The 26,119-nt window shown below is 49.5% G+C and carries 27 protein-coding genes; 23 read left to right on the top strand and 4 right to left on the bottom strand.

What is annotated here, in order from left to right; translation table 11 throughout:
- Positions 1-9 precede the first annotated feature (9 nt).
- Both JXR92_RS07735 and truA read right to left on the bottom strand, forming a co-directional pair.
- The gene (locus JXR92_RS07735) at positions 10-909 is read right to left on the bottom strand and encodes a DMT family transporter (RefSeq protein WP_057282020.1); all 900 of its coding nucleotides are present in this window, start codon (positions 907-909) and stop codon (positions 10-12) included.
- Positions 910-978: 69 nt separating this feature from the next.
- Positions 979-1,731: a tRNA pseudouridine(38-40) synthase TruA gene (gene truA, locus JXR92_RS07730; RefSeq protein WP_138345069.1), complete on the bottom strand. Its 753-nt coding sequence runs from the start codon at positions 1,729-1,731 to the stop codon at positions 979-981.
- 120 nt (positions 1,732-1,851) lie between these two features.
- On the opposite strand from truA, the gene JXR92_RS07725 reads away from it, so the two are divergent.
- Complete coding sequence (locus JXR92_RS07725) at positions 1,852-2,535, top strand: DUF5715 family protein (protein ID WP_005823664.1); 684 nt, start codon at positions 1,852-1,854, stop codon at positions 2,533-2,535.
- 17 nt (positions 2,536-2,552) lie between these two features.
- On the opposite strand, the gene JXR92_RS07720 is transcribed toward JXR92_RS07725, so the two are convergent.
- Entirely contained in the window at positions 2,553-3,116 is a 564-nt protein-coding gene (locus JXR92_RS07720; RefSeq protein WP_005823665.1) for a YdeI/OmpD-associated family protein, read from the bottom strand.
- A gap of 29 nt (positions 3,117-3,145) precedes the next feature.
- A complete protein-coding gene (locus JXR92_RS07715; protein ID WP_138345067.1) occupies positions 3,146-4,657 on the bottom strand; it encodes an NAD(P)H-hydrate dehydratase in 1,512 nt (503 codons plus the stop codon).
- Positions 4,658-5,045: 388 nt separating this feature from the next.
- On the opposite strand from JXR92_RS07715, the gene JXR92_RS07710 reads away from it, so the two are divergent.
- The 22 genes from JXR92_RS07710 to JXR92_RS07605 all read left to right on the top strand — a co-directional run bounded on the left by JXR92_RS07710 (position 5,046) and on the right by JXR92_RS07605 (position 26,100).
- On the top strand, positions 5,046-6,584 hold the full coding sequence (locus JXR92_RS07710) for a peptide MFS transporter (RefSeq protein ID WP_131225865.1): 1,539 nt from the start codon (positions 5,046-5,048) through the stop codon (positions 6,582-6,584).
- 41 nt (positions 6,585-6,625) lie between these two features.
- The gene (gene hpt, locus JXR92_RS07705; protein WP_005823670.1) at positions 6,626-7,162 is read left to right on the top strand and encodes a hypoxanthine phosphoribosyltransferase; all 537 of its coding nucleotides are present in this window, start codon (positions 6,626-6,628) and stop codon (positions 7,160-7,162) included.
- Between the two features lie 42 nt (positions 7,163-7,204).
- Positions 7,205-7,777, top strand: a complete 573-nt coding sequence (locus JXR92_RS07700; RefSeq protein WP_005823672.1) for an adenylate kinase — start codon at positions 7,205-7,207, stop codon at positions 7,775-7,777.
- 14 nt (positions 7,778-7,791) lie between these two features.
- Entirely contained in the window at positions 7,792-8,973 is a 1,182-nt protein-coding gene (obgE, locus tag JXR92_RS07695; protein WP_138345065.1) for a GTPase ObgE, read from the top strand.
- Complete coding sequence (pgeF, locus tag JXR92_RS07690) at positions 8,970-9,779, top strand: peptidoglycan editing factor PgeF (protein ID WP_117599429.1); 810 nt, start codon at positions 8,970-8,972, stop codon at positions 9,777-9,779. The genes obgE and pgeF overlap by 4 nt, the downstream gene beginning before the upstream one ends.
- A 34-nt stretch (positions 9,780-9,813) precedes the next feature.
- Positions 9,814-10,479 (top strand): B3/B4 domain-containing protein, encoded by a 666-nt coding sequence (locus tag JXR92_RS07685; protein WP_117599428.1) that lies wholly within the window; start codon positions 9,814-9,816, stop codon positions 10,477-10,479.
- Positions 10,480-11,199, top strand: coding sequence for a M23 family metallopeptidase (locus JXR92_RS07680; protein ID WP_117599427.1), 720 nt, complete (start codon positions 10,480-10,482; stop codon positions 11,197-11,199).
- Positions 11,200-11,208: 9 nt separating this feature from the next.
- Positions 11,209-12,210 (top strand): PhoH family protein, encoded by a 1,002-nt coding sequence (locus tag JXR92_RS07675; protein ID WP_117599426.1) that lies wholly within the window; start codon positions 11,209-11,211, stop codon positions 12,208-12,210.
- Between the two features lie 26 nt (positions 12,211-12,236).
- Positions 12,237-13,178 carry a phosphoribosylaminoimidazolesuccinocarboxamide synthase gene (locus tag JXR92_RS07670; protein ID WP_117599425.1) on the top strand — a complete coding sequence of 314 codons (942 nt, stop codon included), beginning with the start codon at positions 12,237-12,239 and terminating at the stop codon, positions 13,176-13,178.
- Between the two features lie 89 nt (positions 13,179-13,267).
- A complete protein-coding gene (gene ubiE / locus JXR92_RS07665) occupies positions 13,268-14,005 on the top strand; it encodes a bifunctional demethylmenaquinone methyltransferase/2-methoxy-6-polyprenyl-1,4-benzoquinol methylase UbiE (protein WP_098032550.1) in 738 nt (245 codons plus the stop codon).
- Between the two features lie 30 nt (positions 14,006-14,035).
- Positions 14,036-14,782 (top strand): shikimate dehydrogenase family protein, encoded by a 747-nt coding sequence (locus JXR92_RS07660; protein WP_005835363.1) that lies wholly within the window; start codon positions 14,036-14,038, stop codon positions 14,780-14,782.
- Positions 14,782-15,777 (top strand): alpha/beta hydrolase, encoded by a 996-nt coding sequence (locus tag JXR92_RS07655; protein ID WP_117599423.1) that lies wholly within the window; start codon positions 14,782-14,784, stop codon positions 15,775-15,777. The genes JXR92_RS07660 and JXR92_RS07655 overlap by 1 nt, the downstream gene beginning before the upstream one ends.
- 40 nt (positions 15,778-15,817) lie before the next feature.
- Positions 15,818-16,726 (top strand): TPM domain-containing protein, encoded by a 909-nt coding sequence (locus JXR92_RS07650; protein ID WP_117964786.1) that lies wholly within the window; start codon positions 15,818-15,820, stop codon positions 16,724-16,726.
- Positions 16,727-16,897: 171 nt separating this feature from the next.
- Positions 16,898-17,479: a LemA family protein gene (locus JXR92_RS07645; protein WP_005835359.1), complete on the top strand. Its 582-nt coding sequence runs from the start codon at positions 16,898-16,900 to the stop codon at positions 17,477-17,479.
- A 112-nt stretch (positions 17,480-17,591) separates the two neighbouring features.
- Complete coding sequence (locus JXR92_RS07640) at positions 17,592-18,761, top strand: AIR synthase-related protein (protein WP_120141110.1); 1,170 nt, start codon at positions 17,592-17,594, stop codon at positions 18,759-18,761.
- A gap of 4 nt (positions 18,762-18,765) precedes the next feature.
- Positions 18,766-19,878 (top strand): peptide chain release factor 1, encoded by a 1,113-nt coding sequence (gene prfA, locus JXR92_RS07635; RefSeq protein WP_016272584.1) that lies wholly within the window; start codon positions 18,766-18,768, stop codon positions 19,876-19,878.
- Between the two features lie 120 nt (positions 19,879-19,998).
- The gene (pyrF, locus tag JXR92_RS07630) at positions 19,999-20,829 is read left to right on the top strand and encodes an orotidine-5'-phosphate decarboxylase (protein WP_117599419.1); all 831 of its coding nucleotides are present in this window, start codon (positions 19,999-20,001) and stop codon (positions 20,827-20,829) included.
- 6 nt (positions 20,830-20,835) lie between these two features.
- Positions 20,836-22,062: an HD domain-containing protein gene (locus tag JXR92_RS07625; protein ID WP_117599418.1), complete on the top strand. Its 1,227-nt coding sequence runs from the start codon at positions 20,836-20,838 to the stop codon at positions 22,060-22,062.
- An 84-nt stretch (positions 22,063-22,146) separates the two neighbouring features.
- The gene (gene lpxD, locus JXR92_RS07620) at positions 22,147-23,187 is read left to right on the top strand and encodes a UDP-3-O-(3-hydroxymyristoyl)glucosamine N-acyltransferase (protein ID WP_117599417.1); all 1,041 of its coding nucleotides are present in this window, start codon (positions 22,147-22,149) and stop codon (positions 23,185-23,187) included.
- A gap of 3 nt (positions 23,188-23,190) precedes the next feature.
- A complete protein-coding gene (locus tag JXR92_RS07615) occupies positions 23,191-24,576 on the top strand; it encodes a bifunctional UDP-3-O-[3-hydroxymyristoyl] N-acetylglucosamine deacetylase/3-hydroxyacyl-ACP dehydratase (protein ID WP_005823709.1) in 1,386 nt (461 codons plus the stop codon).
- A 137-nt stretch (positions 24,577-24,713) separates the two neighbouring features.
- Complete coding sequence (gene lpxA, locus JXR92_RS07610) at positions 24,714-25,490, top strand: acyl-ACP--UDP-N-acetylglucosamine O-acyltransferase (protein WP_009037103.1); 777 nt, start codon at positions 24,714-24,716, stop codon at positions 25,488-25,490.
- Between the two features lie 55 nt (positions 25,491-25,545).
- The gene (locus tag JXR92_RS07605; protein WP_057282010.1) at positions 25,546-26,100 is read left to right on the top strand and encodes an IS1096 element passenger TnpR family protein; all 555 of its coding nucleotides are present in this window, start codon (positions 25,546-25,548) and stop codon (positions 26,098-26,100) included.
- The last annotated feature ends 19 nt before the right edge of the window (positions 26,101-26,119 follow it).

Here is a 26,119-nt window from a genome sequence, read left to right as displayed (position 1 = left end):
ATCTCTTGTTTATTTACTCCCCAAATATAAGAAGAACATTCCAATCAACACCAAAATGAGGTCGACAGCCTTGCTTTTTAAATTCTTTTCACGGAAGAAAAGCGCACCGAAAAGGAAGGAAACAACAACGCTTCCACGACGCACCATCGAAACGATGGAAATCATGGAGTCCTCATAGCTCAGGGCATAAAAATAGACAAAGTCTGCCGCACAAAGGAAAATGGAGATACAGATAATGGTCCAGTCCCAACGAAACGGGGTACTTTCTTTTCGCTTGGGGTACCACAACAGCAGGATGATGGGGCACATGATAAAGACTTGGTAGACATTATACCACGACTGCACCAGCATCGGGTTGAGCTGCTTCATCAGATATTTGTCATACAGCCCGCTGACAGCTCCGGCAACGGCAGCCAGCACGATGAAAAGAATCCATTTGTTATGCTTGAAGTCGATTCCCTCTTTCTTGCCCGAACGGCTCAGCATGAAGAAGGACACTATGGCAAGCAGCACGCCAATCCATTGATAAAGGTTCAAGCGTTCGCCAAACACAAGCATGGCACCTACAAGCACCATTACGGGACGCGTCGCATTAATCGGTCCCACGATGGTCAGCGGCAGATGCTTCATCCCGAAATAACCGAATATCCAGGAAGAAAGCACGATAAACGACTTGACAATAATGAACTTATGTACCTCCCACCCCACCACGGGAACATCAAACATCGTACCTCCCAACACCGACGGCGCAAAGGCAGATACCAGAATGAAAGGAAGAAATATAAGGCTTGAGAACAGCGTGTTCAGGAAAAGCACCGGCAGTACGGCATTGTCACGAAGCGACTTCTTCTTGAAGACATCGTAAAATCCCAATAAGGCAGCAGAGAGGAAAGCAAGTAATAACCACATAGAGTCAATTAAAAATTAAGAATTAAAAATTAAAGGGAGGGGGCTACGTTTTTGTAGTACATCCCTCTTTTATTCTAAAAAAGTAGTTTCCGGATAGGCTACGTCCACCAGAAACAATGCATTTCCGGGAACGGAAGTTCCTGCCTGGCAACGGTCCTTCTGTTCGACGACGCGTCGGAAACCTTCAACGGAAAGTTTTCCACGCCCCACTTCGAGCAGAGTGCCGACAATGGCACGTACCATGTTCCGCAGGAACCGGTCGGCCTGGATGGTGAACACCCAGGTCACATCGTCCACTTGCGTCCAGGCGGCATGCATAATCTTGCAATTATTGGTTTTGACATCGGTATGGAGTTTGCTGAAGCTGGTAAAGTCCGTATAGTCAAACAAGGTTTGGGCAGCCTCATTCATCCGCTCAAAGTCCGGCGTTTGGAACAGACGGCAACGGTATTGACGATTGAAAGGCATCTTGGCAGTAGTGACGTAATACTTATACATCCGCGCCGTAGCATCAAAGCGGGCATGTGCATCGGGCTTCACGGCCCGCAAGCGGTATACGGAAATATCGGGAGGAAGCAGACGATTCAGCTTATCCGTCATAAAAACAGTGTCCAGAGGAGAATCACTGTCAAAGTGAGCTATCATCAGTGAGGCATGCACCCCGGCATCGGTACGCCCCGCTCCCACGACTTCCACCTCGCGACGCAGCAAGGTACTCAGCGCCTTCATCAAACACTCCTGCACACTCGCTCCATTCGGCTGGATTTGCCAGCCGTGATAAGCGGTGCCATCATAAGCCAGGTATATAAAATATCGTTGCACGGTCTTTTTTGTGTGCAAAGATAGTGCAAACTTAAGAAGGTTTGAATTATCTTTGCAAGGTTTTCACCACAGATTACACAGATTAACGCAGATTTTTCACAGACATAGTACATTTATAAGATGAGATATTCTTCCAGAATCCTACCTATACTGATAATTGTCGCAGCTGCCGCAACATTCACCTTTGCCGGCTGCAAGAAGAAGGACATGTCGCTCAAGTTGAACGAACCGCGCAACATTCGGGGTGTTGTCAGCTACAAGCGCTCGTTCGGAGACTTGAATGAGAAACATCTCAATGTAGCCCAAGCCATCGGCATACGTGTACTTTCATCCCGCGAGGAAGCAGAAAAGATGAGAGAGCAACTGCAACCTATCACGACAAACGAGCTCTATGCCGTGGATTCACTGACGCATTCCATCCCTTATCTCATTCCGGGCGCCGCCAGCCTGCTGGACACCATCGGACACAACTTCCTTGATTCACTGACCGCCAAGGGGCTGAATCCAAACAAGATAATTGTGACTTCCGTACTCCGCACCCAAGACGACGTAAAACGCCTGCGCCGCCGTAACGGCAATGCTTCTCCAAACTCGGCACATTTTTACGGAACGACATTCGATGTCAGTTGGAAGCGCTTTCAGAAAATAGAAGACGAGGATGGACGTCCTTTGCAGGATGTCAGCGCAGATACCTTAAAACTGGTTCTTTCGGAAGTGCTCCGTGACCTGCGGAAAGCCGATAAATGCTACATCAAGTACGAGTTGAAGCAAGGATGCTTCCACATTACGACAAGAGAGAAATAAGCGGAAAAGAATTAGCGTTAATAGTATTTTTCAATCCCGCCAAACCCTATTATTATTTTGTTCTCTTTCGTTTTACAGATAAAGTTATTTAATCGCCTTTCAAATTCTTCCGGTCGTTTCCTCGCCGCTTCAATGTATGCGATTCGGATACGTTTATAGGGGTCAGAGAAACTCTGATAATTCTTCCATATTCTTTCATCCTCTTTCAATCTGTCGATTATATCATTTGGAAAAACAAAAGGAACCGACAAGACAGTTCGTATTTTATCCTCAAATTCAAGATGTATCATTTTATGCTCCAGTAACCATTTCAACCTTTCTTTGTTGGCTTGCGAATAGGTACTTTTAGGATTCCTGGGCGTGAAACGCTGAATTTTATGTTCTTTGTCAAGTGACTTTATCGTGCTGTCAATCCACCCGAAACAAAGGGCCTCTTCAACAGCGTCATTATATACAATACTTTTCTCGCTTGAAGATTTAGTAGGAAACACAAACCAGACTCCATCGGCAGTATCGAAATTGTCAGCCAGCCACTTCCGCCAATCTTTTCTGTTTTCAAAATATCTTATTTCTGTTGACATGACAAGCCATCCAAATTACACTTCTCTCCTTATTCTTCCAGCATCTTCCACGCTAGCGGCAGGCAGGCAACTATATCCCCCACCGTCATCCCCACTGCCCCCTGCTTCTTGCAGGCAACATCTCCCGCCAGTCCGTGCACATACGTGGCCAGGCAGGCAGCCTTCTCCGGCTCATAGCCTTGGGCAAGCAAGGCAAGCACCACTCCCGTCAGCACATCACCGCTGCCTCCCGTTGCCATACCCGGATTGCCGGTAGGGTTGAAAAAACATTTCCCGGCAGGAGTGACAATGGCAGAATAAGCGCCTTTCAAGATGATATGCACTCCGGCGCTCTTCGCCAGCTCGCGAGCCTTCATCAAGCGTTCGTACGAATTCTGGCATTTGCCTACAAGACGCTCCAGTTCCTTGGGGTGCGGAGTCAGAATACTCCCTTTGGGCAGACGCCCTATATAGTTACGCTTCTCGCCCAGCAAGTTCAGGGCATCAGCATCCACCACCATCGGAGTCTGGCATATCTCTATCTGCTCCAGCAGAGCCGCCTCGGTCTCTGCCGCCTTTCCCAGTCCCGGACCTATCGCCACGGCCTGATAATCGTCCGTATCAGTAGCGGCGGCAAAGCAGGTGTCGCTGATGTCCAGCTCCGTCATGGCTTCGGGCACGGAAGTCTGCACAATGAAGTTGTTGCAGAACGGCACATGTACCGTCAGCAGCCCCACACCCGAACGCAGGCACGCACGCGCAGCCAGCACCGAAGCTCCCGCCATCCCCTGCGAACCGGCTATCAGCAGTGCGCGGCCAAAATTCCCCTTATGGGCAAACCGGCTGCGCGGCTTCAGCAGGGCAGACACATCTTCATGCTCCAGCAGGCAGAAGTCCGTTTCCATATCATGAATGGCATCCTCACTGAGCCCGATGTCCAGTAACTGCCATTCGCCCACATACGGCTCGTTCTCGGCAAAGAGAAATGCCAGTTTCGGCAATTGCAGGCTCAGTGTCAGATGGGCACGGACGATATTCGTATGTACGTTGTAGGTGTTGTCCTCACCCATCAGTCCCGATGGGATATCGATGGACACCACCGTGGCGGGCGAAGCATTGATGTACTTCACTACGGCTGCAAAACCGCCGCTCAGAGCCTTGTTCAGACCGCTGCCGAAGAGGCCGTCTATCACCACATGGTCCGCCGTCAGCACAGGAGGCACAAACTGAGTGGTCACTTCGTGGAAGTCCACGCCCGGCACGTCGGCCAGCCGCTCCTTGTTCGTCTCGCAGTCCGGCGAAAGCGTCCCTTTCGTATTGAAGAGATACACCTCGAGCCGGTAGCCCTTCCCGGCCAGCAGTCGCGCCAGGGCAAGCGCATCGCCACCGTTGTTCCCCGGTCCGGCAAAAACGGTGAGCGGCGTGTCCGGCTCCCAACGCTCGGCAATGGCACGGGCCAATGCGCGTGAGGCACGTTCCATCAAGTCAATGGAGGCAATCGGTTCATTCTCTATGGTATCTGCATCCAGTTGCTTGATGCTTGTAGTAGGAAATATCTTCATAATAGGATTATCTTAAAATCGTAGAGCAAAGATAGGGCTTTGATTTCAACTGTACAAAGAGAAGACGTTTTTTATCAAGTTGCTTTGTCCCCCGGGAAAAAATATCTGCTCTGTAAGGAAAAGTTGTCTTCAATGCAAAGGATTCTTAGAACAAAGCCTTTATTCTTAGAAACAAAAGCTCTATTTCTATAAACAAAAGCTTTATTTACAGAAACAGAAATTCTGTTTTAAGTTTGCGTAGGCTTACGGATAAGTTTGCACAAGTTGTCGGCAAGTTCCCGCAGGCTTGTCGGCAAGTTTCTAATTATACCCATTAACTTACGCAAAATAATGACTAATTTTGTACCCTCAACATATAATAAAAGCCAAAACAATAAAAGCATATTCAATGAGTACATCCCGACACCCGAAAGGTCTTTACCTTATCTTCGCCACCAGCACGGCAGAGCGTTTCAGCTACTACGGCATGCGTGCCATCTTCATCCTGTTCCTCACCCAGGCGCTCCTTTTCGACAAGGAGCACGCCGCCTCCATCTACGGCAGCTACACCGGACTGGTGTACCTGACGCCCTTAATCGGAGGCTACATCGCCGACAAATACTGGGGCATCCGCCGTTCCGTCTTCTGGGGGGCCATGATGATGGCAGTCGGCCAGTTCCTGATGTTTGCCAGCGCCTCGATGCTGGAGGCGCGTGAGCTTTCGCATTGGCTGATGTACGGCGGACTGACTTTCCTTATATTGGGCAACGGCTGCTTCAAGCCCACCGTCTCCTCCCTGGTGGGGCAACTCTACAAGCCGGGTGACAAACGGCTGGATTCCGCCTACACCATCTTCTATATGGGTGTCAACGTGGGTTCCTTCCTCGCCCCGCTGGTCTGCGGCTACTTTGGCGAGACGGGCAATCCTCACGACTTCCGATGGGGCTTCCTCATCGCAGCCATCGTCACCGTGCTGACGGTCGTCCTCTTCGAAACCCAGAAGAACAAGTACCTCATCGGCCCCGACGGCAAGCCCCTCGGCATTATCCCCGACGCCCGCAAGGAGCGGCCCCAGGCAGACAACACCGCCCGGAAGAGTGCCCACGCCAACGGACGGCCCATGCGCAACTACCTGCTGCTCGCCCTGCTCGCCATCGCGCTTGCCGGTTTCTTCTACCGGTGTTTCGGGAGCGATTGGATAAGCATCGGCATCTTCACCGCCTGCATCGTGTTTCCCGTCAGCATCCTGCTGGAAGGCTCGCTCACCAAGACGGAGCGCGACCGCATCTTCGTCATCTACATCATCGCCTTCTTCGTCATTTTCTTCTGGGCGGCCTACGAGCAGGCAGGCGCCTCGCTCACGCTTTTCGCCTCCGAGCAGACCGACCGCGTCATCCTGGGGTGGGAAATGCCCGCCTCCTGGATTCAGTCCTTCAACCCCTTCTTTGTAGTGATACTTGCCGCCATCATGCCGGGCGTATGGGGCGCCCTGGGCAAACGGGGCATGGAGCCCGCCTCGCCCACCAAGCAAGCCATCGGCCTGCTACTGCTTTCACTGGGCTATCTCGTCATCTGCTTTGGGGTGAAAGATGTTCAGCCGGGCATCAAGGTGAGTCTCATCTGGCTGACGGGGCTCTACTTCATCCATACCATGGGCGAAATCTGCCTCTCGCCCATCGGGCTCTCCATGGTGAACAAGCTCACGCCCATCCGCTTCGCCTCACTAATGATGGGGATATGGTACCTCTCCACCGCCACTGCCAATAAGTTTGCAGGCACGTTGAGCGGGCTCTACCCCGAAGCCGGAAAAGTAAAGACGCTGCTGGGTTATCGCATCGAGACGATGTACGATTTCTTCATGGTGTTCGTCGTCATGTCTGCCACGGCATCGCTTATCCTCTTCCTGCTTTCAAAGAAATTACAGAAGATGATGCATGGAGTGGAATAAAAATCGTATTTTTGCGGCAACTTTCTAAAAACATCCCATCTATGGATACCATACAAATAAAAGACAAGATGTTCACAGTCTCCATCAAGGAGCAGGACATACTGAAAGAAGTAACCCGTGTAGCGAACGAAATCAACCGCGACCTGGCAGGAAAGAATCCTCTATTCCTCAGCGTACTGAACGGTTCGTTCATGTTTACCGCCGATTTGCTGAAACGAATCACGATTCCCTGCGAAATTTCGTTTGTCAAATTAGCATCTTATCAAGGAGTATCCTCTACCGGGGTAATCAAGGAAGTAATAGGCATCAATGAAGACCTCACAGACCGTACAGTGGTCATTGTAGAGGACATAGTAGATACGGGACTCACCATGCAACGCTTACTGGACACCCTCGGCACTCGCGGTCCCAGGGAGATTCATATTGCCTCCCTACTGGTGAAACCTGATAAGCTGAAAGTTGATTTAAACATAGAATATGTGGCCATGAATATTCCGAACGACTTCATTGTGGGCTACGGGTTGGATTATGACGGCTTCGGGCGCAACTATCCCGACATTTATACTGTAGTAGACTGATACAGACATAATATAGTAAATCATTAAATAATAACTAAGCAAATGTTGAACATTGTAATTTTTGGTGCTCCCGGTTCAGGTAAGGGAACACAAAGTGAAAAGATTGTAGAAAAGTATGGCATTAACCACATCTCTACCGGAGACGTGCTCCGTGCTGAAATGAAAAACGGTACAGAACTGGGCAAGACTGCTAAAGGTTATATCGACCAGGGCCAGTTGATTCCCGATGAGTTGATGATTGATATTCTGGCAAGCGTATTCGACAGCTTCAAGGATAGCAAAGGCGTGATTTTCGACGGCTTCCCCAGAACAATCGCCCAGGCTGAAGCATTAAAGAAGATGCTCGCCGAACGCGGACAGGAAGTCAGCGTGATGCTCGACCTCGACGTGCCCGAAGAAGAACTGATGAAGCGCCTCATCAAGCGCGGACAAGAATCAGGACGTGCAGACGACAATGAAGAGACAATCAAGAAGCGTCTGGTGGTTTACCACTCACAGACAGCTCCGCTGATTGACTGGTACAAGCAGGACGGCAAATACCAACACATCCAGGGCTTCGGCGTATTGGAAGAAATCTTTGCCGATGTTTGCAAGGCTATTGACGCAGTGAAATAACAATAAAACAGAATATGGCTGAATCGAATTTTGTTGACTACGTAAAAATATATTGCCGCTCCGGAAAGGGCGGACGAGGTTCTACGCATATGCGGCGTGAGAAATACATACCCAACGGAGGCCCCGACGGAGGTGACGGAGGACGAGGAGGCCATGTCATCCTGCGGGGTAACCGCAACTACTGGACGCTACTCCATCTGAAGTACGATCGCCACATCCTGGCAGGTCACGGAGAATCCGGTTCCAAAAACCGCAGTTTCGGAAAAGACGGAGCGGACAAGGTGATTGAAGTGCCCTGCGGCACGGTGGTGTACAACGCCGAAACGGGTGAATATATCTGCGACGTCACCGAGCACGAACAAGAAGTCATCTTGCTGAAAGGCGGACGCGGAGGTCTGGGTAACTGGCACTTCAAAACCGCCACACGCCAGGCTCCCCGCTTTGCACAACCGGGCGAACCGATGCAGGAGTTGACGGTAATCATGGAACTGAAGCTGCTGGCAGACGTCGGTCTGGTAGGTTTCCCCAATGCAGGAAAATCCACTTTACTGGCATCCGTTTCTGCGGCGAAGCCCAAAATCGCCAATTATCCGTTTACAACGCTGGAACCCAATCTGGGCATCGTGTCCTATCGCGACAGCAAATCGTTTGTGATGGCGGACATTCCCGGCATCATCGAAGGAGCCAGTGCCGGCAAAGGCTTAGGATTGCGTTTCCTGCGCCACATCGAGCGCAACTCATTGTTGCTGTTCATGGTGCCTGCCGACAGTGACGACATCCGTAAGGAATACGAAATCCTATTGAACGAGCTTCGCACTTTCAACCCCGAAATGCTGGACAAACAGAGAGTGCTTGCCGTCACCAAATGCGACATGCTCGACCAGGAACTGATGGACGAGATAGAGCCGACACTGCCCGAAGGGATTCCGCATATATTCATCTCTGCTGTCTCCGGCATGGGCATCTCTACGCTGAAAGACATCCTTTGGGAAGAGCTGAACAAGGAAAGTAATAAGATAGAAGGCAAAGTGGACAGCATTGCCCATCGCGCCAAAGACCTCAACCACCTGCAGGAAGAATTGAAAGAAGAGGGTGAGGACGAGGACCTCAGCTATGAATACGTCAATGACGACAAGGACATAGAGGACCTCGAGGACTTTGAATACGAAGAAGATTGGGAGGAAGATAAAAAATGATTCCTCTTACAGAAGATAGGAAAATGTTGGGATATGAGCTGCTTGCCTCATATCCCGGCATTTCTTGTTTTGTAACCACCCGCCACGGTGGATGCAGCCAAGGTAACTATGCCTCCCTCAACTGTACACCTTACACGGGAGACGAAGCCGAAGCTGTACGCCGCAACCAGGAAATAGTATGTTCTTCCCTGCCCCAACGCCCCCAAGAACTGGTCATCCCGTTTCAGACCCACGGGACAAAGGCACTTGTCATTGACGGAACTTATCTGCATGCAACAGCAGAAGAACGCCACTCCATGTTGCAGGGCATTGATGCACTGATAACCCGTGAACCGGGCTGCTGCATCTGCATCTCTACGGCAGACTGCATTCCCATCCTGCTCTACGACCGGAAGAATGCCGTGATAGCCGCTGTTCATGCCGGATGGCGTGGCACTGTGAATTACATCCTCGGCCACACACTCGACAAGATGAGTGCCTGCTATGGCACAGAGGGTAAAGAAGTGATAGCCTGCATCGGCCCCGGCATCTCCCTTTCTGCCTTCGAGGTAGGCGACGAAGTCTATGAAACATTCCGCAAGAACGGTTTCCAGATGGATTACATCTCCGAATGGAAACCCGACACCCACAAATACCATATCGACCTATGGGCTGCCAACCGACTGCAACTGCTGGACTTCGGAGTACCTTCCGCACAAGTGGAGACGGCAGGCATCTGCACATACACCCGACACGAAGAATTCTTCTCCGCACGCAGGCTGGGTATCAAATCCGGAAGATTACTGTCAGGAATCATGTTAAAATGAAATTGAGATAAAGAACATATTCAAGCATATTATAATGTATCATATCACACTTTCTAAAGAAATCAAACAGAATTGCTCCGAATTCCGTGGTGCGGCCGTATTTGCCGAAGTGACAAATACCGCATATAGCGAAGGGTTGTGGCAGGAAATCGCAACTTTCACCCAAGAGCTAAGAGCCCGTGAAACCACGGACAGCATCAAGTACCAACCTGTCATTGCCGCCACCCGTGAAGCCTACAAACGTTGCGGCAAAGACCCCAGCCGCTACCGTCCCTCGGCCGAAGCACTGAGACGACGACTGCTACGCGGATTGGAACTCTATCAGATAGATACATTGGTAGACCTTATCAACCTTGTTTCCTTACGTACGGGTCACTCTATCGGCGGATTTGATGCCGACGAGATACAAGGAACCGACCTTGAACTGGGCATAGGACGTGCAGAGGAATCGTTCGAGGGTATAGGCCGTGGCATGCTGAACATAGAAGGGCTACCCGTCTACCGCGACCGTATAGGCGGTATCGGTACCCCGACCAGTGACCACGAACGCACCAAGATGAAACTGGAAACCCGCCATATCCTTGCCATTGTCAACGGCTACAACGGGCAGGAAGGCCTGAAAGAAGCAGCCGAAATGATATTGGGACTGTTGGAGAAATATGCTTCCTCTACCGGTGGGACCATACAATATTTTGAATAAATGAGAATACGCGTTCTTGTCCCTCTCCTACTCATAGCCCTTGGTGCCACGGCACAAGGGAAAAAAGCGGTCTTTTCCGCCATGGAAACCAACCATATCCGCGTTGCCACTCCAGGACTGTTTTCGCAAAGAGAACTGATAGAGCTACCTTTGGAGGACATTCCGGACACGGAATACTCCTTTCCTCTGCCCGGAGGAAAAGTCATCTCCCCTTACGGACGGGGGCGGGGACGCCACAGCGGCATAGACATCAAGACCTGCGCCAAAGACACCATACGGAGTGCCTTCAACGGCGTAGTACGGATGTCCAAGCCTTACAGCGCCTACGGCAATGTCGTTGTCGTACGCCATGACTTCGGACTGGAAACGATATACAGCCACAACTTCAAAAACCTTGTACATTGTGGCGACACGGTCAAAGCCGGACAGCCCATCGCACTGACCGGACGTACCGGACGCGCCTCTACCGAGCATCTCCACTTTGAGACACGAGTCAACGGCCAGCACTTCGACCCCAATATCATCTTCAACATGAAGGAGCAGACGCTGAACCGGCAACGCATCGGATGCTCAAAAAAAGGAAACGGCATCGTCGTGCAACAATTGCCGGCAATCTACCCGAAGCCTCTGCAAAAAAAATACCCGATAGAACCATTTAAGTATCCAAACGTTTCACTACATTTGCAAAACGTTTCACTAAAAGAACGAATTGAACTTTAAAGCATATCAATGATAGAAAAACTGATTGTTCTTGAAGATATTGATCCGGTAATATTCTACGGCGTAAACAACGCCAACATGCAACTGATAAAAGCCCTGTATCCCAAGCTTCGTATCATCGCCCGTGGCAATGTCATCAAAGTATTGGGTGATGAGGAGGAAATGTGTGCATTCGAGGAGAACATCACCAAACTGGAAAAACACTGTGCCGAGTACAACTCTTTGAAAGAAGAGGTCATTATAGACATCATCAAAGGCAATGCCCCGCAAGCAGAGAAATCGGGCAATGTCATTGTATTCAGCGTAACCGGAAAGCCGATTATCCCGCGCAGCGAGAACCAGCTGAAACTGGTGGAGGCTTTTGCCAAGAACGACATGCTGTTTGCCATCGGTCCTGCCGGTTCCGGAAAGACTTATACTGCCATCGCGCTTGCTGTGCGGGCACTGAAAAACAAAGAAATCAAGAAAATCATCCTCAGCCGCCCCGCTGTAGAAGCCGGAGAAAAGCTCGGTTTCCTGCCCGGCGACATGAAGGACAAGATAGACCCGTATCTGCAACCGCTCTATGACGCCCTGCAGGACATGATACCTGCTGCCAAGCTGAAAGAGTACATGGAGCTGAACATCATCCAGATTGCCCCCCTCGCCTTTATGCGCGGACGCACACTGAACGATGCCGTCGTCATTCTGGACGAAGCGCAGAACACCACCACCCAGCAAATCAAAATGTTCCTCACCCGCATGGGAATGAACACCAAGATGATTGTCACGGGAGACATGACGCAGATTGACTTGCCTTCCTCCCAGACATCCGGTCTGGTGCAGGCACTCCGTATTCTGAAAGGAGTGAAAGGCATCAGCTTCGTGGAACTGAACAAGAAAGACATCGTAAGGCATAAGCTTGTCACCCAAATTGTGGAGGCCTACGAAAAGTTTGACAAAGAAGCGAAAGCGGAGCGCGAAAGACGCAAGGCCGAACAAGCCAATAGCAAGATTGAACAGAAACAGTAAATTCTCAAATCGTAAATATTACAAAGATGAAAGCATTAACAAAAACAGATTTCAACTTTCCCGGACAGAAAAGTGTCTATCATGGGAAGGTTCGTGATGTGTACAACATCAATGGCGAGAAGTTGGTCATGGTAGCTACCGACCGTATCTCAGCCTTCGACGTAGTATTGCCCAAAGGCATTCCTTTCAAGGGACAAATGCTGAACCAGATTGCAGCCAAGTTTCTGGATGCCACCACCGACATCTGCCCCAACTGGAAAATGGCTACTCCCGACCCGATGGTGACGGTAGGCGTGATGTGTGAAGGATTCCCCGTAGAAATGATTGTACGCGGTTACCTCTGCGGCAGTGCATGGCGCGCTTACAAAAGCGGTGTCCGTGAAATCTGCGGTGTGAAACTGCCCGAAGGAATGAAGGAGAACCAGAAGTTCCCCGAACCCATCATCACCCCGACTACCAAAGCCGAAATTGGCGAACACGATGCCGACATCTCCAAAGAAGAAATCCTAGCACAAGGACTTGCCACGCCCGAAGAATATGCCGTATTGGAAAAATACACAATGGCTCTCTTCAAACGCGGTACAGAGATTGCAGCGGAACGCGGATTGATTCTGGTAGACACCAAATACGAATTCGGCAAGCACGACGGCAAGATTTATCTGATGGACGAAATCCATACCCCGGACTCCAGCCGTTATTTCTACTCCGAAGGCTACGAAGAACGTTTTGCCAAAGGCGAACCGCAGAAACAACTTTCCAAGGAATTTGTACGCGAATGGCTGATGGACAACGGTTTTCAGGGTAAGGAAGGACAGCAGGTACCGGAAATGACAGACGAAATCGTTACTTCAATCAGCGAACGTTACATCGAACTGTACGAACACATCACTGGCGAGAAGTTCGTAAAGGAAGATACCGACAACATTGCCGAACGCATTGAAAAGAATGTAACTAATTACTTAATGTGATAATATGCCAATGTGCTAATGACCTTGCGGCATAATAGCGCAGCCAATTAGCACATTGGCGTATCAGCACATTAGCACATAAAAAAATCATGGATTACCCCCAAGAACACATCAAGCCCTACGGCGCTGACGGTAAGAAGAGCGAACAAGTGGAAGAAATGTTCGACAACATCGCTCCCGCCTACGACAAGCTGAATCACACCCTATCCATGGGTATTGACCGCAGCTGGCGCAGGAAGGCAATCAAATACCTCCTTCCTTTCCACCCCCGACGTATCATGGACGTAGCTACCGGCACCGGTGATTTCGCCATCCTTGCATGCCGCGAACTGCAACCCGATGCTTTGATTGGTACCGACATCTCGGAAGGCATGATGAATGTGGGGCGCGAAAAAGTAAAACGGGCGCACCTCTCGGACAAGATTTCATTTGCCCGGGAGGACTGCACCTCTCTCTCGTTTGCCGATGAGAGTTTCGATGCTGTAACCGTAGCGTTCGGCATCCGCAACTTCGAAGGGCTGGATAAAGGACTGTCCGAAATGTGCCGCGTACTGACGGCCGGCGGACATCTTGTCATACTGGAACTCTCCACGCCGGACCGCTTCCCGATGAAACAACTGTTTACCATTTACTCCAAAGTCGTTATCCCCCTGCTCGGTAAATGTATTTCGAAAGACAACAGCGCCTACACTTATCTGCCGGAAAGCATCCGTGCCTTCCCTCAAGGAGAAGTGATGCAGGAAGTTATCCGCAAGGCCGGTTTCAGTGAAGTACACTTCAAGCGGCTCACTTTCGGAATATGTACGTTGTATACAGCCAGAAAATAATCATTAATTCCCCTTTAACACACCCTCATTATGCAGAAATACGGTTTAATAGGTTACCCGTTGAAACATTCCTTTTCCATCGGATATTTCAATGAGAAATTCACGGCAGAAAACATTGATGCAGAATATGTAAACTTCGAAATTCCACGTATCGAGGATTTCATGGAAGTTATAGAGGAAAACCCTAACCTCTGTGGACTGAATGTGACCATTCCCTACAAGGAGCAAGTCATCCCCTATCTGGACGAACTGGACAAAGACACCGCCAAGATAGGCGCCGTCAATGTCATCAAGATTATCCGCCTTCCCAAAGGCAAGGTAAAGCTGGTTGGCTACAATTCCGACATCATAGGATTCACACAATCCATAGAACCGCTTTTGCAACCACATCACAAGAAAGCCCTGATTCTGGGCACCGGCGGCGCATCGAAAGCCGTATATCGCGGGCTGGAGAACCTGGGTATAAAAAGTACCTTCGTATCGCGCACCAAGAAAGAGGACAAATACCTCACTTACGAAGAGCTGACACCGGAAATCATGCAGGAGTACACGGTGATTGTCAACTGTACCCCCGTAGGCATGTACCCCAAAGTGGACTTCTGTCCCAACATTCCTTACGAGCTACTGACCCCCAACCATTTGCTCTACGATTTGTTATATAATCCAAACGAAACCCTCTTCATGAAGAAAGGCCAGGCACAAGGAGCCGTCACCAAGAACGGACTGGAGATGTTGCTGTTGCAGGCCTTTGCCGCATGGGAAATTTGGAATAAATAATGAAAAAAGCCATAAAATATTCAATTCTCAGTCTGGCCGCCCTCTGCACCCTACTGTTGTGCGGAGGGTACTATATGCTGGGCTATTCCCTGAAACCGGACGACCTCGTTTCACGCAGCCGCAACATAGCCGCATCCTACGATTTCATGTACGAGCGCTACCCCGAACTGCACCCCTGGGTGGATAGCCTGATGACCGCAGGAGCACTGAAGGACTTCTACATCGAGAACGACCGCGGAGAGACGCTGCATGCGCTCTATGTTGCCGCTGCCCGCCCTACCGACAAAACGGCAGTCATCGTACATGGATATACGGACAACGCCGTGCGCATGCTGATGATAGGTTATTTGTACAGCAAGGAGATGGGCTTCAATATCCTGCTGCCCGACCTTTACGGACACGGGATGAGCGAAGGAAACCATGTACAGATGGGCTGGAAAGACCGGCTCGACGTGTTGCAATGGACCGAAACCGCCGATGAGCTTTTCGGACGCAGCCATACGGACAGCATAGCGTCCCGCAGTACAAAGATGGTAGTACACGGCATCTCCATGGGAGCCGCCACCACCATGATGGTATCCGGCGAAGTGGAACACGGACAATACCAACAGCCATTCATCAAGTGTTTTGTGGAAGACTGCGGTTACACAAGCGTATGGGATGAGTTTCGCGGGGAGTTGAAAGAACAGTTCGGACTGCCCTCTTTCCCCCTACTGCATACTGCAAGCTGGCTTTGCCGGCAGGAGTACGGATGGGATTTCCGCGAAGCTTCTGCCCTGGAGCAAGTAAAGAAATGTACTTTGCCGATGCTCTTCATCCACGGTGATGCCGACACCTTTGTACCGACGTGGATGGTTTATCCCCTCTATGAAGCCAAGCCCGAACCCAAAGAATTATGGATTGTACCCGGTGCCACACATGCCATGTCTTACAAGGATTATCCGCAGGAATACACCGAGCATGTAAAGAAATTCGTAGGGAAATACATACATTGACGTGATTTTTCCTATCTTCGCCGCAACAAACATTGGTAATATGAAACGATTTATTTCCATAGCATTCTTCCTGTGCTTGTTCATATCCTTGCAGGCACAAGAAGTCTACACCACTAAGAACATTCCTAAAGTACACCTTCAGGACAAGACGCGTTATGTCTGCAACCCTGCCGACATCTTATCCAAAGAGGCATGTGCCGACATAGACCGCATGCTCTACGCATTGGAGCAGCAGACGGGTATTGAAACGGTAGTTGCCGTTGTTCCCTCCATCGGACAAGAAGACTGTTTTGATTTCTCACACCGGCTGCTCAATGAATGGGGAGTAGGGAAAAAAGAGAAAAACAACGGTCTGGTCATTCTGCTGGTAACCGATCAACGCTGCATCCAGTTTTATACGGGATACGGTTTGGAAGGGGACCTGCCTGACGCCATCTGCAAACGCATACAGACCAAATATATGATTCCCTATCTAAAAGACGGTAATTGGGATGCCGGAATGGTCGCGGGTGTAAAGGCGGTCTGTTCACGTCTTGACGGCACTATGGTGAATGACACGGAAGAGGAGGATGACCTCTCCGTAGGAGGTATCCTACTGGGACTTATCGGTTTCCTCGCAGTGGCATCTATTATAGGCATCCTTGCCCAACGCGCTGCCAACAAATGCCCCAACTGCGGACAACATAAATTGCAACGTAGCAGCAGCATACTCATCTCACGCCGCAATGGAGTGAAAACGGAAGATGTGACCTACACCTGCCGCAATTGCGGACATAAAGTAGTGCGCCGCCAGCAGTCATACGATGAAAACTACCGGGGAGGAGGCGGAGGTGGTCCGGTCATCTTCGGTGGTGGAGGTCTCTTCGGCGGAAGTGGCGGAGGAGGCTTCAGCGGTGGTAGCTTCGGAGGCGGTATGGGAGGTGGCGGTGGAGCCGGTTCCCGGTTCTAACGCCGAGTATGTGTCATCTGTGCGCCATCAACCGTTTTGACACACCTTCGAGGATACTGGAAGAAAATAAAACGTTTACATAGAATATAATTAAATGATTAATAACTGCCTTCCCCTCCTCCCCTCTCTCTATCGGAGAGGAATCGGAGGTGAGGCCTAAAAATGAAAAGTATGAAGAAATCAACCATTATCATTATCGTTGTTATAGCTCTTCTCGCCATTTGGGGTGTAACCGGCTATAACGGACTCGTAACCATGGACGAAAATGTCAGCGGACAATGGTCGAACGTAGAAACCCAATACCAACGCCGTGCCGACCTGATTCCGAACTTGGTGAATACCGTGAAAGGATATGCCACGCACGAGAAGGAAACACTGGAAGGTGTAGTAGAAGCCCGCAGCAAAGCCACTCAAATCAAAGTGGATGCTGCAGACCTTACTCCGGAAAAGCTGGCTGAATATCAGAAAGCACAAGGTGCGGTGACTTCTGCCCTCGGTAAATTGCTTGCCATCACAGAAAACTATCCGGACTTGAAAGCAAATCAGAATTTCTTGGAACTGCAGGCACAGCTGGAAGGTACGGAAAACCGTATCAACGTAGCACGGACCAACTTCAACAATGCAGCCAAGAACTTCAATACAGCCATTCGCCGTTTCCCCAAAAATATCCTTGCCGGTCTCTTCGGTTTTGAGAAACGAGCTTATTTCGAAGCGGCAGAAGGAGCGGAACAAGCTCCCCAGGTACAATTCTGATAAATACACAACTCTATAGCGAGGCACAAAGGCGAGAAACTTTGTGCCTCGCTTTGTGTTGTAGAAGATTAGATGTATCTTTGCACATTCAATTGAACAAACCTATTATCTCATGAGTAATCAACGATACATGATGCGAGGCGTCAGCGCATCTAAGGAAGATGTGCACAACGCCATCAAGAACATCGACAAAGGTATTTTCCCGCAGGCTTTCTGCAAAATTATCCCCGACATTTTGGGCGGTAACCCGGAGTATTGCAACATTATGCATGCCGATGGAGCAGGCACCAAATCCAGTCTTGCCTATATGTACTGGAAGGAAACCGGCGACCTGGGTGTGTGGAAAGGCATTGCACAAGATGCACTGATTATGAACATCGACGACCTGCTTTGTGTGGGTGCGGTAGACAACATTCTGGTATCCTCTACCATCGGACGTAATAAACTTCTCATCCCCGGCGAAGTAATTTCAGCCATCATCAACGGTACGGACGAACTGCTTGCCGAACTCCGCGAGATGGGTGTAGGCGTTTATGCCACCGGTGGCGAAACAGCCGACGTGGGCGACCTTGTACGTACCATTATCGTAGACTCGACAGTGACCTGCCGCATGAAGCGCTCAGATGTTATAGACAATGCCAATATCCGTCCGGGCGATGTGATTGTTGGTCTGGCATCTTACGGAAAGGCTACTTATGAGAAAGAATACAATGGCGGTATGGGCAGTAACGGACTGACCAGCGCACGCCACGATGTATTCTCCAAATACCTGGCAGAGAAATACCCTGAAAGCTATGACAAGGCTGTACCCGAAGAACTGGTATACAGTGGCAAGCTAAAACTGACAGACAGTGTCGAAGACAGTCCGCTGGATGCAGGAAAGCTGGTACTTTCCCCTACCCGCACCTACGCACCGGTAGTAAAGAAACTGCTCGATGCGCTCCGTCCCCAAATCCACGGTATGGTACACTGCTCGGGCGGCGCACAAACCAAGGTACTGCACTTTGTGGGAGACAACTGCCGTGTCATCAAAGACAATCTCTTCCCCGTTCCACCGTTGTTCAAGACCATCAAGGAGCAGAGCGATACGGACTGGAGTGAAATGTACAAGGTGTTCAATATGGGGCATCGCCTGGAAGTGTACCTCTCTCCCGAACATGCAGAAGAGGTGATTGCTATTTCGAAGAGTTTCAACATCGATGCACAGATTGTAGGCCGCGTGGAAGAAAGCGACAAGAAAGAACTGATTATCAAGAGCGAATTCGGAGAGTTCAAGTATTAAATATATGGCAGACAACAATACCATACTCGAAAAGCTGGAAGGGCTTGTCGCCCGCTTCGAAGAAGTGTCGACCTTGATTACAGACCCGGCAGTGATTGCGGACCAGAAGCGTTACGTCAAGCTCACCAAAGAATATAAAGAACTGGGCGACCTGATGAATGCCCGCAAAGAGTACATGCAAGTACTGGGCGGCATAGAAGAAGCCAAAGAAATTATCGCCAACGAAACAGACCAGGAGATGCGGGAAATGGCACGCGAAGAGCTGGATGCCTGCCAAGCCCGCCAACCGGAACTGGAAGAGCAGATAAAGCTGCTGCTCGTCCCCGCCGACCCGCAGGATGGCCGTAATGCCATCCTCGAAATTCGTGGCGGCACGGGTGGTGACGAAGCGGCAATCTTTGCCGGCGACCTCTTCCGCATGTACACCAAGTATTGCGAATCCAAGGGATGGAAAATGGAGATATCCAGCGCCAACGAAGGTGCAGCCGGCGGTTTCAAGGAAATTGTCTGCTCCGTGACGGGCGACAATGTATACGGCACACTGAAATATGAATCGGGCGTGCACCGCGTGCAGCGCGTACCGGCCACAGAAACGCAAGGACGGGTACACACCTCAGCCGCCAGTGTAGCCGTGCTTCCCGAAGCCGAAGAGTTCGACGTAGTTATCAACGAAGGTGAAATCAAGTGGGACACCTTCCGAAGCGGTGGTGCCGGCGGTCAGAACGTGAACAAGGTGGAATCCGGCGTGCGCCTGCGCTACAACTGGAAGAATCCCAACACAGGCATAGTCGAAGAAATCCTCATCGAATGTACCGAGACGCGCGACCAGCCCAAGAACAAGGAACGCGCCCTCTCGCGCCTACGTACCTTCATCTACGACAAGGAACACCAGAAGTACATCGACGATATCGCCTCCAAGCGTAAGACGATGGTCAGTACTGGCGACCGCTCTGCCAAGATACGCACCTACAACTATCCGCAAGGACGCATCACCGACCACCGCATCAACTACACCATTTATAATCTCGCCGCCTTTATGGACGGAGACATCCAAGACTGCATCGACCACCTGATTGTGGCGGAAAATGCAGAAAGGCTGAAAGAGAGCGAGCTGTAAGATAGTTACAAGAAACAAGTGACAAGTAGCTCGTAACTCATAACTAAAAAAACAACCAGCTGCCAGCCCACACGCTATCTCTCGTAGCTCGTAGCTTGTAGCCCGTAACTAAAAAATAATATGAACAAACAGCAATTATTCGAGAACATCAAGCGCAAGAAGTCATTTCTTTGCGTAGGTCTTGACACCGACATCAAGAAAATACCCGAACATCTTCTGAAAGAGGAAGACCCTATATTCGCTTTCAACAAAGCTATCATCGACGCTACTGCCGACCTCTGCATCGCCTACAAGCCCAATCTGGCATTTTATGAGAGTATGGGCGTGAAAGGCTGGATAGCTTTCGAGAAAACCGTAAATTACATCAAGCAGAACTATCCCGACCAATTCATCATTGCCGACGCCAAACGCGGTGACATCGGGAACACCTCTGCCATGTATGCCCGCACCTTCTTCGAAGAGCTGGATATAGATTCCGTAACCGTAGCTCCCTACATGGGCGAAGACAGTGTGACCCCGTTCCTTACGTACGAAGGCAAATGGGTAATCCTGCTTGCGTTGACCAGCAACAAAGGCTCGCACGACTTCCAGCTGACGGAAGACACCAACGGCGAACGCCTCTTCGAAAAAGTGCTCCGCAAATCCCAGGAGTGGGCCAGTGACGAACAGATGATGTACGTAGTAGGCGCCACACAAGGCCGCGCCTTCGAAGATATCCGCAAGATTGTTCCCGAACACTTTCTATTGGTTCCCGGCGTAGGCGCACAAGGCGGCTCCCTGGAAGAAGTCTGCAAGTATGGCATGAACAAGACTTGCGGCCTGATTGTCAACTCCAGCCGTGGCATCATCTACGTGGACAAGACAGAGAACTTCGCCGCCGCCAGCCGAAAAGCAGCCCAAGAAGTGCAGGCACAGATGGCGGAAGAGTTGAAAAAAGTGATTAACGGCTAACGCTTAATGTTCGAAAGAAAGATTATCAACGACCCTGTCTTCGGGTTCATCAACATACCAAAGGGGTTGTTGTACGATGTTGTACGACATCCTCTTTTGCAACGTCTAAACCGTATCAAGCAACTGGGGTTGTCCTCTGTCGTATATCCCGGTGCGCAGCATACACGGTTCCAACACTCTTTGGGAGCCTTCTACCTGATGAGTGAGGCCATCCAGCAACTTGCCACCAAAGGAAACTTTATCTTCGACAGCGAAGCCGAAGCTGTGGAAGCCGCTATCCTGATGCACGACATCGGCCACGGCCCCTTCTCCCACGTACTGGAAAATACTATCGTGCAGGGCGTCTCCCACGAAGACATCTCCTTGATGCTGATGGAACGTATCAACAAGGAAATGAACGGACAGTTGACACTCGCCATTCAAATTTTCAAGGATGAATACCCCAAGCGCTTCCTGCACCAACTGGTAAGCGGGCAACTGGATATGGACCGCCTGGACTACCTGCGCCGCGACAGCTTCTATACCGGAGTGACCGAAGGCAACATTGGCTCCGCCCGCATCATCAAGATGCTGGATGTAAAGGATGACCACCTGGTAGTAGAGTCCAAAGGCATCTATTCTATTGAGAACTTCCTCACCGCCCGCCGCCTGATGTACTGGCAGGTCTACCTGCATAAGACCTCCGTTGCCTACGAGAAAATGCTGATTAGCGCCCTGCTCCGCGCCAAGGAACTGGCAAGCCGCGGCATAGACCTCTTTGCCTCACCCGCCTTGAAATTCTTTCTATACAACGACATCAGCCGGGAGGCATTCTACAACAATCCCGAATGTTTGGAGAATTTCATTCAGTTGGACGATAATGACATCTGGACTGCCCTCAAGGTATGGAGCCGCCATTCGGACAAGGTTTTGTCCACCTTGAGCGCCGGCATGATTAACCGAAACATCTTCAAAGTTGAGATTTCTACCGAACCTATTAGTGAGGAACGGAAAAAAGCACTAACTTTGCAAATCAGTGAACAACTGAACATCCCTCTCTCCGAAGCGAGATATTTCATCTCTACCCCCAGCATCGAGAAGAATATGTACGACGAGGCAGATGACAGTATTGACATCCTCTACAACGACGGCAGCATCAAGAATATTGCCGAAGCATCGGATATGCTCAATATCTCTCTTCTGTCCAAGAAAGTAAAAAAATACTACTTATGCTACCAACGTTTGCATAGATAAGTATAAAATATTCACCTCAGGACAAGGAAATATAAAAAAAAAGTCCGTTATTTGCGTTTTGAAACCATCTAACAAGAATAAGACATGGAGTTCTCTGCTAAACAAATTGCAACATTTATCCAAGGAGAAATTGTTGGAGACGAGAATGCTACCGTTCACACCTTTGCGAAAATCGAAGAGGGAATACCGGGAGCCATCTCCTTCCTATCCAACCCCAAATATACCCCCTACATATACGAAACCCAATCAAGCATTGTTCTGGTAAATAAGGACTTTGTTCCGGAACAAGAAGTGAAAGCTACCTTGATTAAAGTGGACAATGCGTATGAAAGTCTTGCTAAATTGCTAAATCTTTATGAGCAAAGTAAACCAAAGCGAGTGGGAATTGACTCTCTGGCATTTGTTGCCGAAACAGCTAAAATTGGCAAGGATGTTTACATTGCGCCTTTTGCCTGCATTGACGAGCATGCAGAGGTGGGAGACAATACGGTCATTCATCCGCACGTCACGATTGGCAGCGGTGCCAAAGTAGGCAATGACTGTATTATTTACGCCAATTCAACCATCTACCACGATTGCCGGGTAGGAAACCACTGTATCCTGCACTCCGGTTGCGTTATCGGTGCAGACGGTTTCGGCTTCGCCCCCACTTCCGAGGGTTATGAAAAAATCCCGCAAATAGGCATTACCATTCTGGAAGACCATGTGGAAATCGGTGCCAACACGTGTGTGGACCGTGCTACTATGGGAGCTACCATCGTACATAGCGGCGTGAAACTGGATAATTTAATCCAGGTGGCACACAACGATGAAATAGGCTCCCACACCGTAATGGCGGCGCAAGTAGGTATAGCAGGTTCTACCAAGATAGGAGAATGGTGCATGTTCGGCGGTCAGGTAGGCATTGCAGGCCATATTCATATTGGCAATAAAGTAAACCTTGGCGCACAGTCTGGTGTTCCCAGTAGCATAAAAGACGGCAGCCAGCTTATCGGCACCCCTCCTATGGAGCTGAAACAATATTTCAAGGCATCCATCGTACAAAGAAGTTTGCCGGAAATGCAAGTGGAGCTACGCCAGCTCCGCAAAGAATTGAATGAACTTAAACAACAATTAAATAAGTAACCAATGTTAAAACAAAAGACTCTGAAAGATAGCTTTTCGCTTAGTGGAAAAGGTCTTCATACGGGACTTGACCTAACCGTTACTTTCAATCCTGCTCCGGATAACCATGGATACAAAATCCAACGTATCGACCTGGAAGGACAGCCAACCTTCGATGCCGTTGCAGACAACGTATCCGAAACTACCCGTGGAACTGTAATCTCCAAAAACGGAGTAAAGGTGAGCACAGTGGAGCATGGTATGGCAGCCCTCTATGCATTGGGTATCGATAACTGCCTGATACAGGTAAACGGACCGGAATTTCCCATTCTGGACGGAAGCGCCCAATATTATGTCAACGAAATAGAGCGCGTAGGCACTGTAGAACAAAATGCCGTAAAAGATTTCTATATCATCAAGTCCAAAATTGAATTCCGTGACGAAACAACCGGCTCTTCCATCATCGTATTGCCGGACGAGAACTTCAGCTTGAATGTATTGGTATCATACGACTCCAACATCCTCCCCAACCAGTTTGCAACGCTGGAAGACATGACGAAGTTCAAGGATGAAATCGCCGCAAGCCGTACTTTCGTGTTTGTACGCGAAATTGAGCCGTTGCTGCAAGCCGGTCTTATCAAGGGCGGCGACCTTGACAATGCGATTGTTATTTACGAACGCGAAATGTCCCAGGAGAACTATGACAAGCTGGCCGATGTGATGGGTGTTCCTCACATGGACGCCAAACAATTGGGATATATCAACCACAAACCTTTGGTGTGGCCCAATGAATGCGCCCGCCACAAGTTGCTCGACGTCATCGGTGACCTGGCTTTGATAGGCAAGCCCATCAAGGGCCGTATCATCGCTACCCGCCCGGGACACACCATCAACAATAAGTTCGCTCGCCAGATGCGCAAGGAAATCCGCCTGCACGAAATACAGGCTCCTACCTACGACTGCAACCGCGAACCGATTATGGATGTAAACCGCATCCGCGAACTTCTGCCTCACCGTTACCCGATGCAATTGGTGGACAAAGTCATAGAAATAGGTGCCAACTACATTGTAGGTGTCAAGAACGTAACTTCCAACGAACCTTTCTTCCAGGGACACTTCCCGCAGGAACCCGTAATGCCCGGTGTATTGCAGATAGAGGCAATGGCACAGACGGGAGGTTTGCTTGTACTGAATTCGGTGGATGAACCGGAACGTTACTCCACCTACTTCATGAAGATTGACGGTGTGAAATTCCGCCAGAAAGTGGTACCGGGAGACACGCTCATCTTCCGTGTAGAGCTGATGGCCCCCATACGCCGCGGCATCTCCACCATGAAAGGTTATGTGTTCGTAGGCGAAAAGGTGGTCTGCGAAGCAGAGTTTATGGCACAAATAGTTAAGAACAAATAAATAGATTTACGATTAGAAGATTTACGATTTACGATTCATATTACCCATAAGAATTATCACCTTCGGGTAAAATCGTATATACAGTAAATCGCAAGTAATCTCAATCGTAAATTGTAAATAGCTAAATCGTAAATAATATGATAAGTCCCTTAGCGTATATTCATCCCGAAGCTAAAATCGGGGAAAACGTAGAAATTGCTCCTTTTGTTTTCATTGACAAGAATGTGGTAATCGGTGATAACAACAAGATTATGGCAAACGCCAACATTCTGTACGGTGCACGCATCGGCAATGGAAACACCATTTTCCCGGGAGCCGTTATCGGTGCCATTCCCCAGGATTTAAAGTTCAGAGGGGAGGAAAGCACTGCTGAAATCGGAGACAACAATATCATACGTGAAAACGTAACTGTCAACCGCGGTACAGCTGCCAAAGGCAGAACCATTGTCGGCAACAACAATCTCTTGATGGAAAGTGTACACGTGGCGCATGATGCCCTAATAGGCAACGGCTGTATCATTGGCAACTCTACAAAAATGGCGGGTGAAATTGTCATCGACGATTATTCCATCATCAGCGCCAATGTACTGATGCACCAATTCTGCCATGTAGGTGGTTACGGCATGATACAGGGCGGCTGCCGTTTCAGCAAGGACATCCCGCCGTACATCATTGCCGGACGCGAGCCTATCTGCTATGCGGGAATCAATGTGGTAGGGTTACGCCGACGCGGCTTCTCCAACGAGACCATCGAGAAAATCCATGATGCCTATCGCATCATCTATCAAGGCGGCCTGAACAATACGGATGCCTTGAAGAAAATCGAGGATGAAATGGAAATGACACCGGAAATAAGCTATATCGTAAACTTTATACGTGAATCAGCCCGCGGCATTATCCCCGCAGGAAAATGAAAAACGTATGATTTACACAAAATCAGAAGTCAGAAATCATAAATTATAAATCATCATGATCTACAGATTTACAATCATCTCTGATGAGGTGGACGATTTTGTCAGAGAAATACAGATAGACCCGGAAGCTACCTTTTATGACTTCCATGAGGCGATTCTAAAGTCGGCAGGCTACACCAACGACCAGATGACTTCTTTCTTCATTTGCGATGATGACTGGGAAAAAGAAAAGGAAATTACGCTGGAAGAAATGGACGACAATCCGGAAATGGACAGTTGGGTGATGAAAGAGACCCAGCTGAGCGAACTGGTTGAAGACGAGAAGCAGAAACTTCTCTATGTATTCGATTATATGACTGAACGCTGCTTCTTCATCGAGCTTTCTGAAATCATTACCGGAAAAGAAATGAAAGGCGCCAAATGCACCAAGAAAGCGGGTGAAGCTCCCAAGCAGACCGTTGACTTTGAAGAAATGGCAGCTGCCGGCGGTTCCCTGGACTTGGACGAAAACTTTTACGGCGACCAAGACTTCGATATGGAAGATTTCGACAAAGAGGGTTTCGGCGGTTTGGACGAAGCCGGGAACTCCTTCGAAGAAGAGAAATATTAAACAGACATTATTCCCCTTC

Origin of the sequence: Bacteroides parvus, from assembly GCF_017309675.2 — a bacterium.
GTDB lineage: Bacteria > Bacteroidota > Bacteroidia > Bacteroidales > Bacteroidaceae > Bacteroides > Bacteroides uniformis.
Note: the sequence above shows the minus strand (reverse complement) of the source record. Positions and strands in the feature narration are given on the sequence as shown.

Coding starts and splice junctions, on each gene's coding strand:
- JXR92_RS07735 (WP_057282020.1), bottom strand. CDS start 909: ATGTGGTTATTACTTGCTTTCCTCTCTGCTGCCTTATTGGGATTTTAC.
- JXR92_RS07725 (WP_005823664.1), top strand. CDS start 1,852: ATGAGATATTCTTCCAGAATCCTACCTATACTGATAATTGTCGCAGCT.
- JXR92_RS07720 (WP_005823665.1), bottom strand. CDS start 3,116: ATGTCAACAGAAATAAGATATTTTGAAAACAGAAAAGATTGGCGGAAG.
- JXR92_RS07715 (WP_138345067.1), bottom strand. CDS start 4,657: ATGAAGATATTTCCTACTACAAGCATCAAGCAACTGGATGCAGATACC.
- JXR92_RS07710 (WP_131225865.1), top strand. CDS start 5,046: ATGAGTACATCCCGACACCCGAAAGGTCTTTACCTTATCTTCGCCACC.
- hpt (WP_005823670.1), top strand. CDS start 6,626: ATGGATACCATACAAATAAAAGACAAGATGTTCACAGTCTCCATCAAG.
- JXR92_RS07700 (WP_005823672.1), top strand. CDS start 7,205: ATGTTGAACATTGTAATTTTTGGTGCTCCCGGTTCAGGTAAGGGAACA.
- obgE (WP_138345065.1), top strand. CDS start 7,792: ATGGCTGAATCGAATTTTGTTGACTACGTAAAAATATATTGCCGCTCC.
- pgeF (WP_117599429.1), top strand. CDS start 8,970: ATGATTCCTCTTACAGAAGATAGGAAAATGTTGGGATATGAGCTGCTT.
- JXR92_RS07685 (WP_117599428.1), top strand. CDS start 9,814: ATGTATCATATCACACTTTCTAAAGAAATCAAACAGAATTGCTCCGAA.
- JXR92_RS07680 (WP_117599427.1), top strand. CDS start 10,480: ATGAGAATACGCGTTCTTGTCCCTCTCCTACTCATAGCCCTTGGTGCC.
- JXR92_RS07675 (WP_117599426.1), top strand. CDS start 11,209: ATGATAGAAAAACTGATTGTTCTTGAAGATATTGATCCGGTAATATTC.
- JXR92_RS07670 (WP_117599425.1), top strand. CDS start 12,237: ATGAAAGCATTAACAAAAACAGATTTCAACTTTCCCGGACAGAAAAGT.
- ubiE (WP_098032550.1), top strand. CDS start 13,268: ATGGATTACCCCCAAGAACACATCAAGCCCTACGGCGCTGACGGTAAG.
- JXR92_RS07660 (WP_005835363.1), top strand. CDS start 14,036: ATGCAGAAATACGGTTTAATAGGTTACCCGTTGAAACATTCCTTTTCC.
- JXR92_RS07655 (WP_117599423.1), top strand. CDS start 14,782: ATGAAAAAAGCCATAAAATATTCAATTCTCAGTCTGGCCGCCCTCTGC.
- JXR92_RS07650 (WP_117964786.1), top strand. CDS start 15,818: ATGAAACGATTTATTTCCATAGCATTCTTCCTGTGCTTGTTCATATCC.
- JXR92_RS07645 (WP_005835359.1), top strand. CDS start 16,898: ATGAAGAAATCAACCATTATCATTATCGTTGTTATAGCTCTTCTCGCC.
- JXR92_RS07640 (WP_120141110.1), top strand. CDS start 17,592: ATGAGTAATCAACGATACATGATGCGAGGCGTCAGCGCATCTAAGGAA.
- prfA (WP_016272584.1), top strand. CDS start 18,766: ATGGCAGACAACAATACCATACTCGAAAAGCTGGAAGGGCTTGTCGCC.
- pyrF (WP_117599419.1), top strand. CDS start 19,999: ATGAACAAACAGCAATTATTCGAGAACATCAAGCGCAAGAAGTCATTT.
- JXR92_RS07625 (WP_117599418.1), top strand. CDS start 20,836: ATGTTCGAAAGAAAGATTATCAACGACCCTGTCTTCGGGTTCATCAAC.
- lpxD (WP_117599417.1), top strand. CDS start 22,147: ATGGAGTTCTCTGCTAAACAAATTGCAACATTTATCCAAGGAGAAATT.
- JXR92_RS07615 (WP_005823709.1), top strand. CDS start 23,191: ATGTTAAAACAAAAGACTCTGAAAGATAGCTTTTCGCTTAGTGGAAAA.
- lpxA (WP_009037103.1), top strand. CDS start 24,714: ATGATAAGTCCCTTAGCGTATATTCATCCCGAAGCTAAAATCGGGGAA.
- JXR92_RS07605 (WP_057282010.1), top strand. CDS start 25,546: ATGATCTACAGATTTACAATCATCTCTGATGAGGTGGACGATTTTGTC.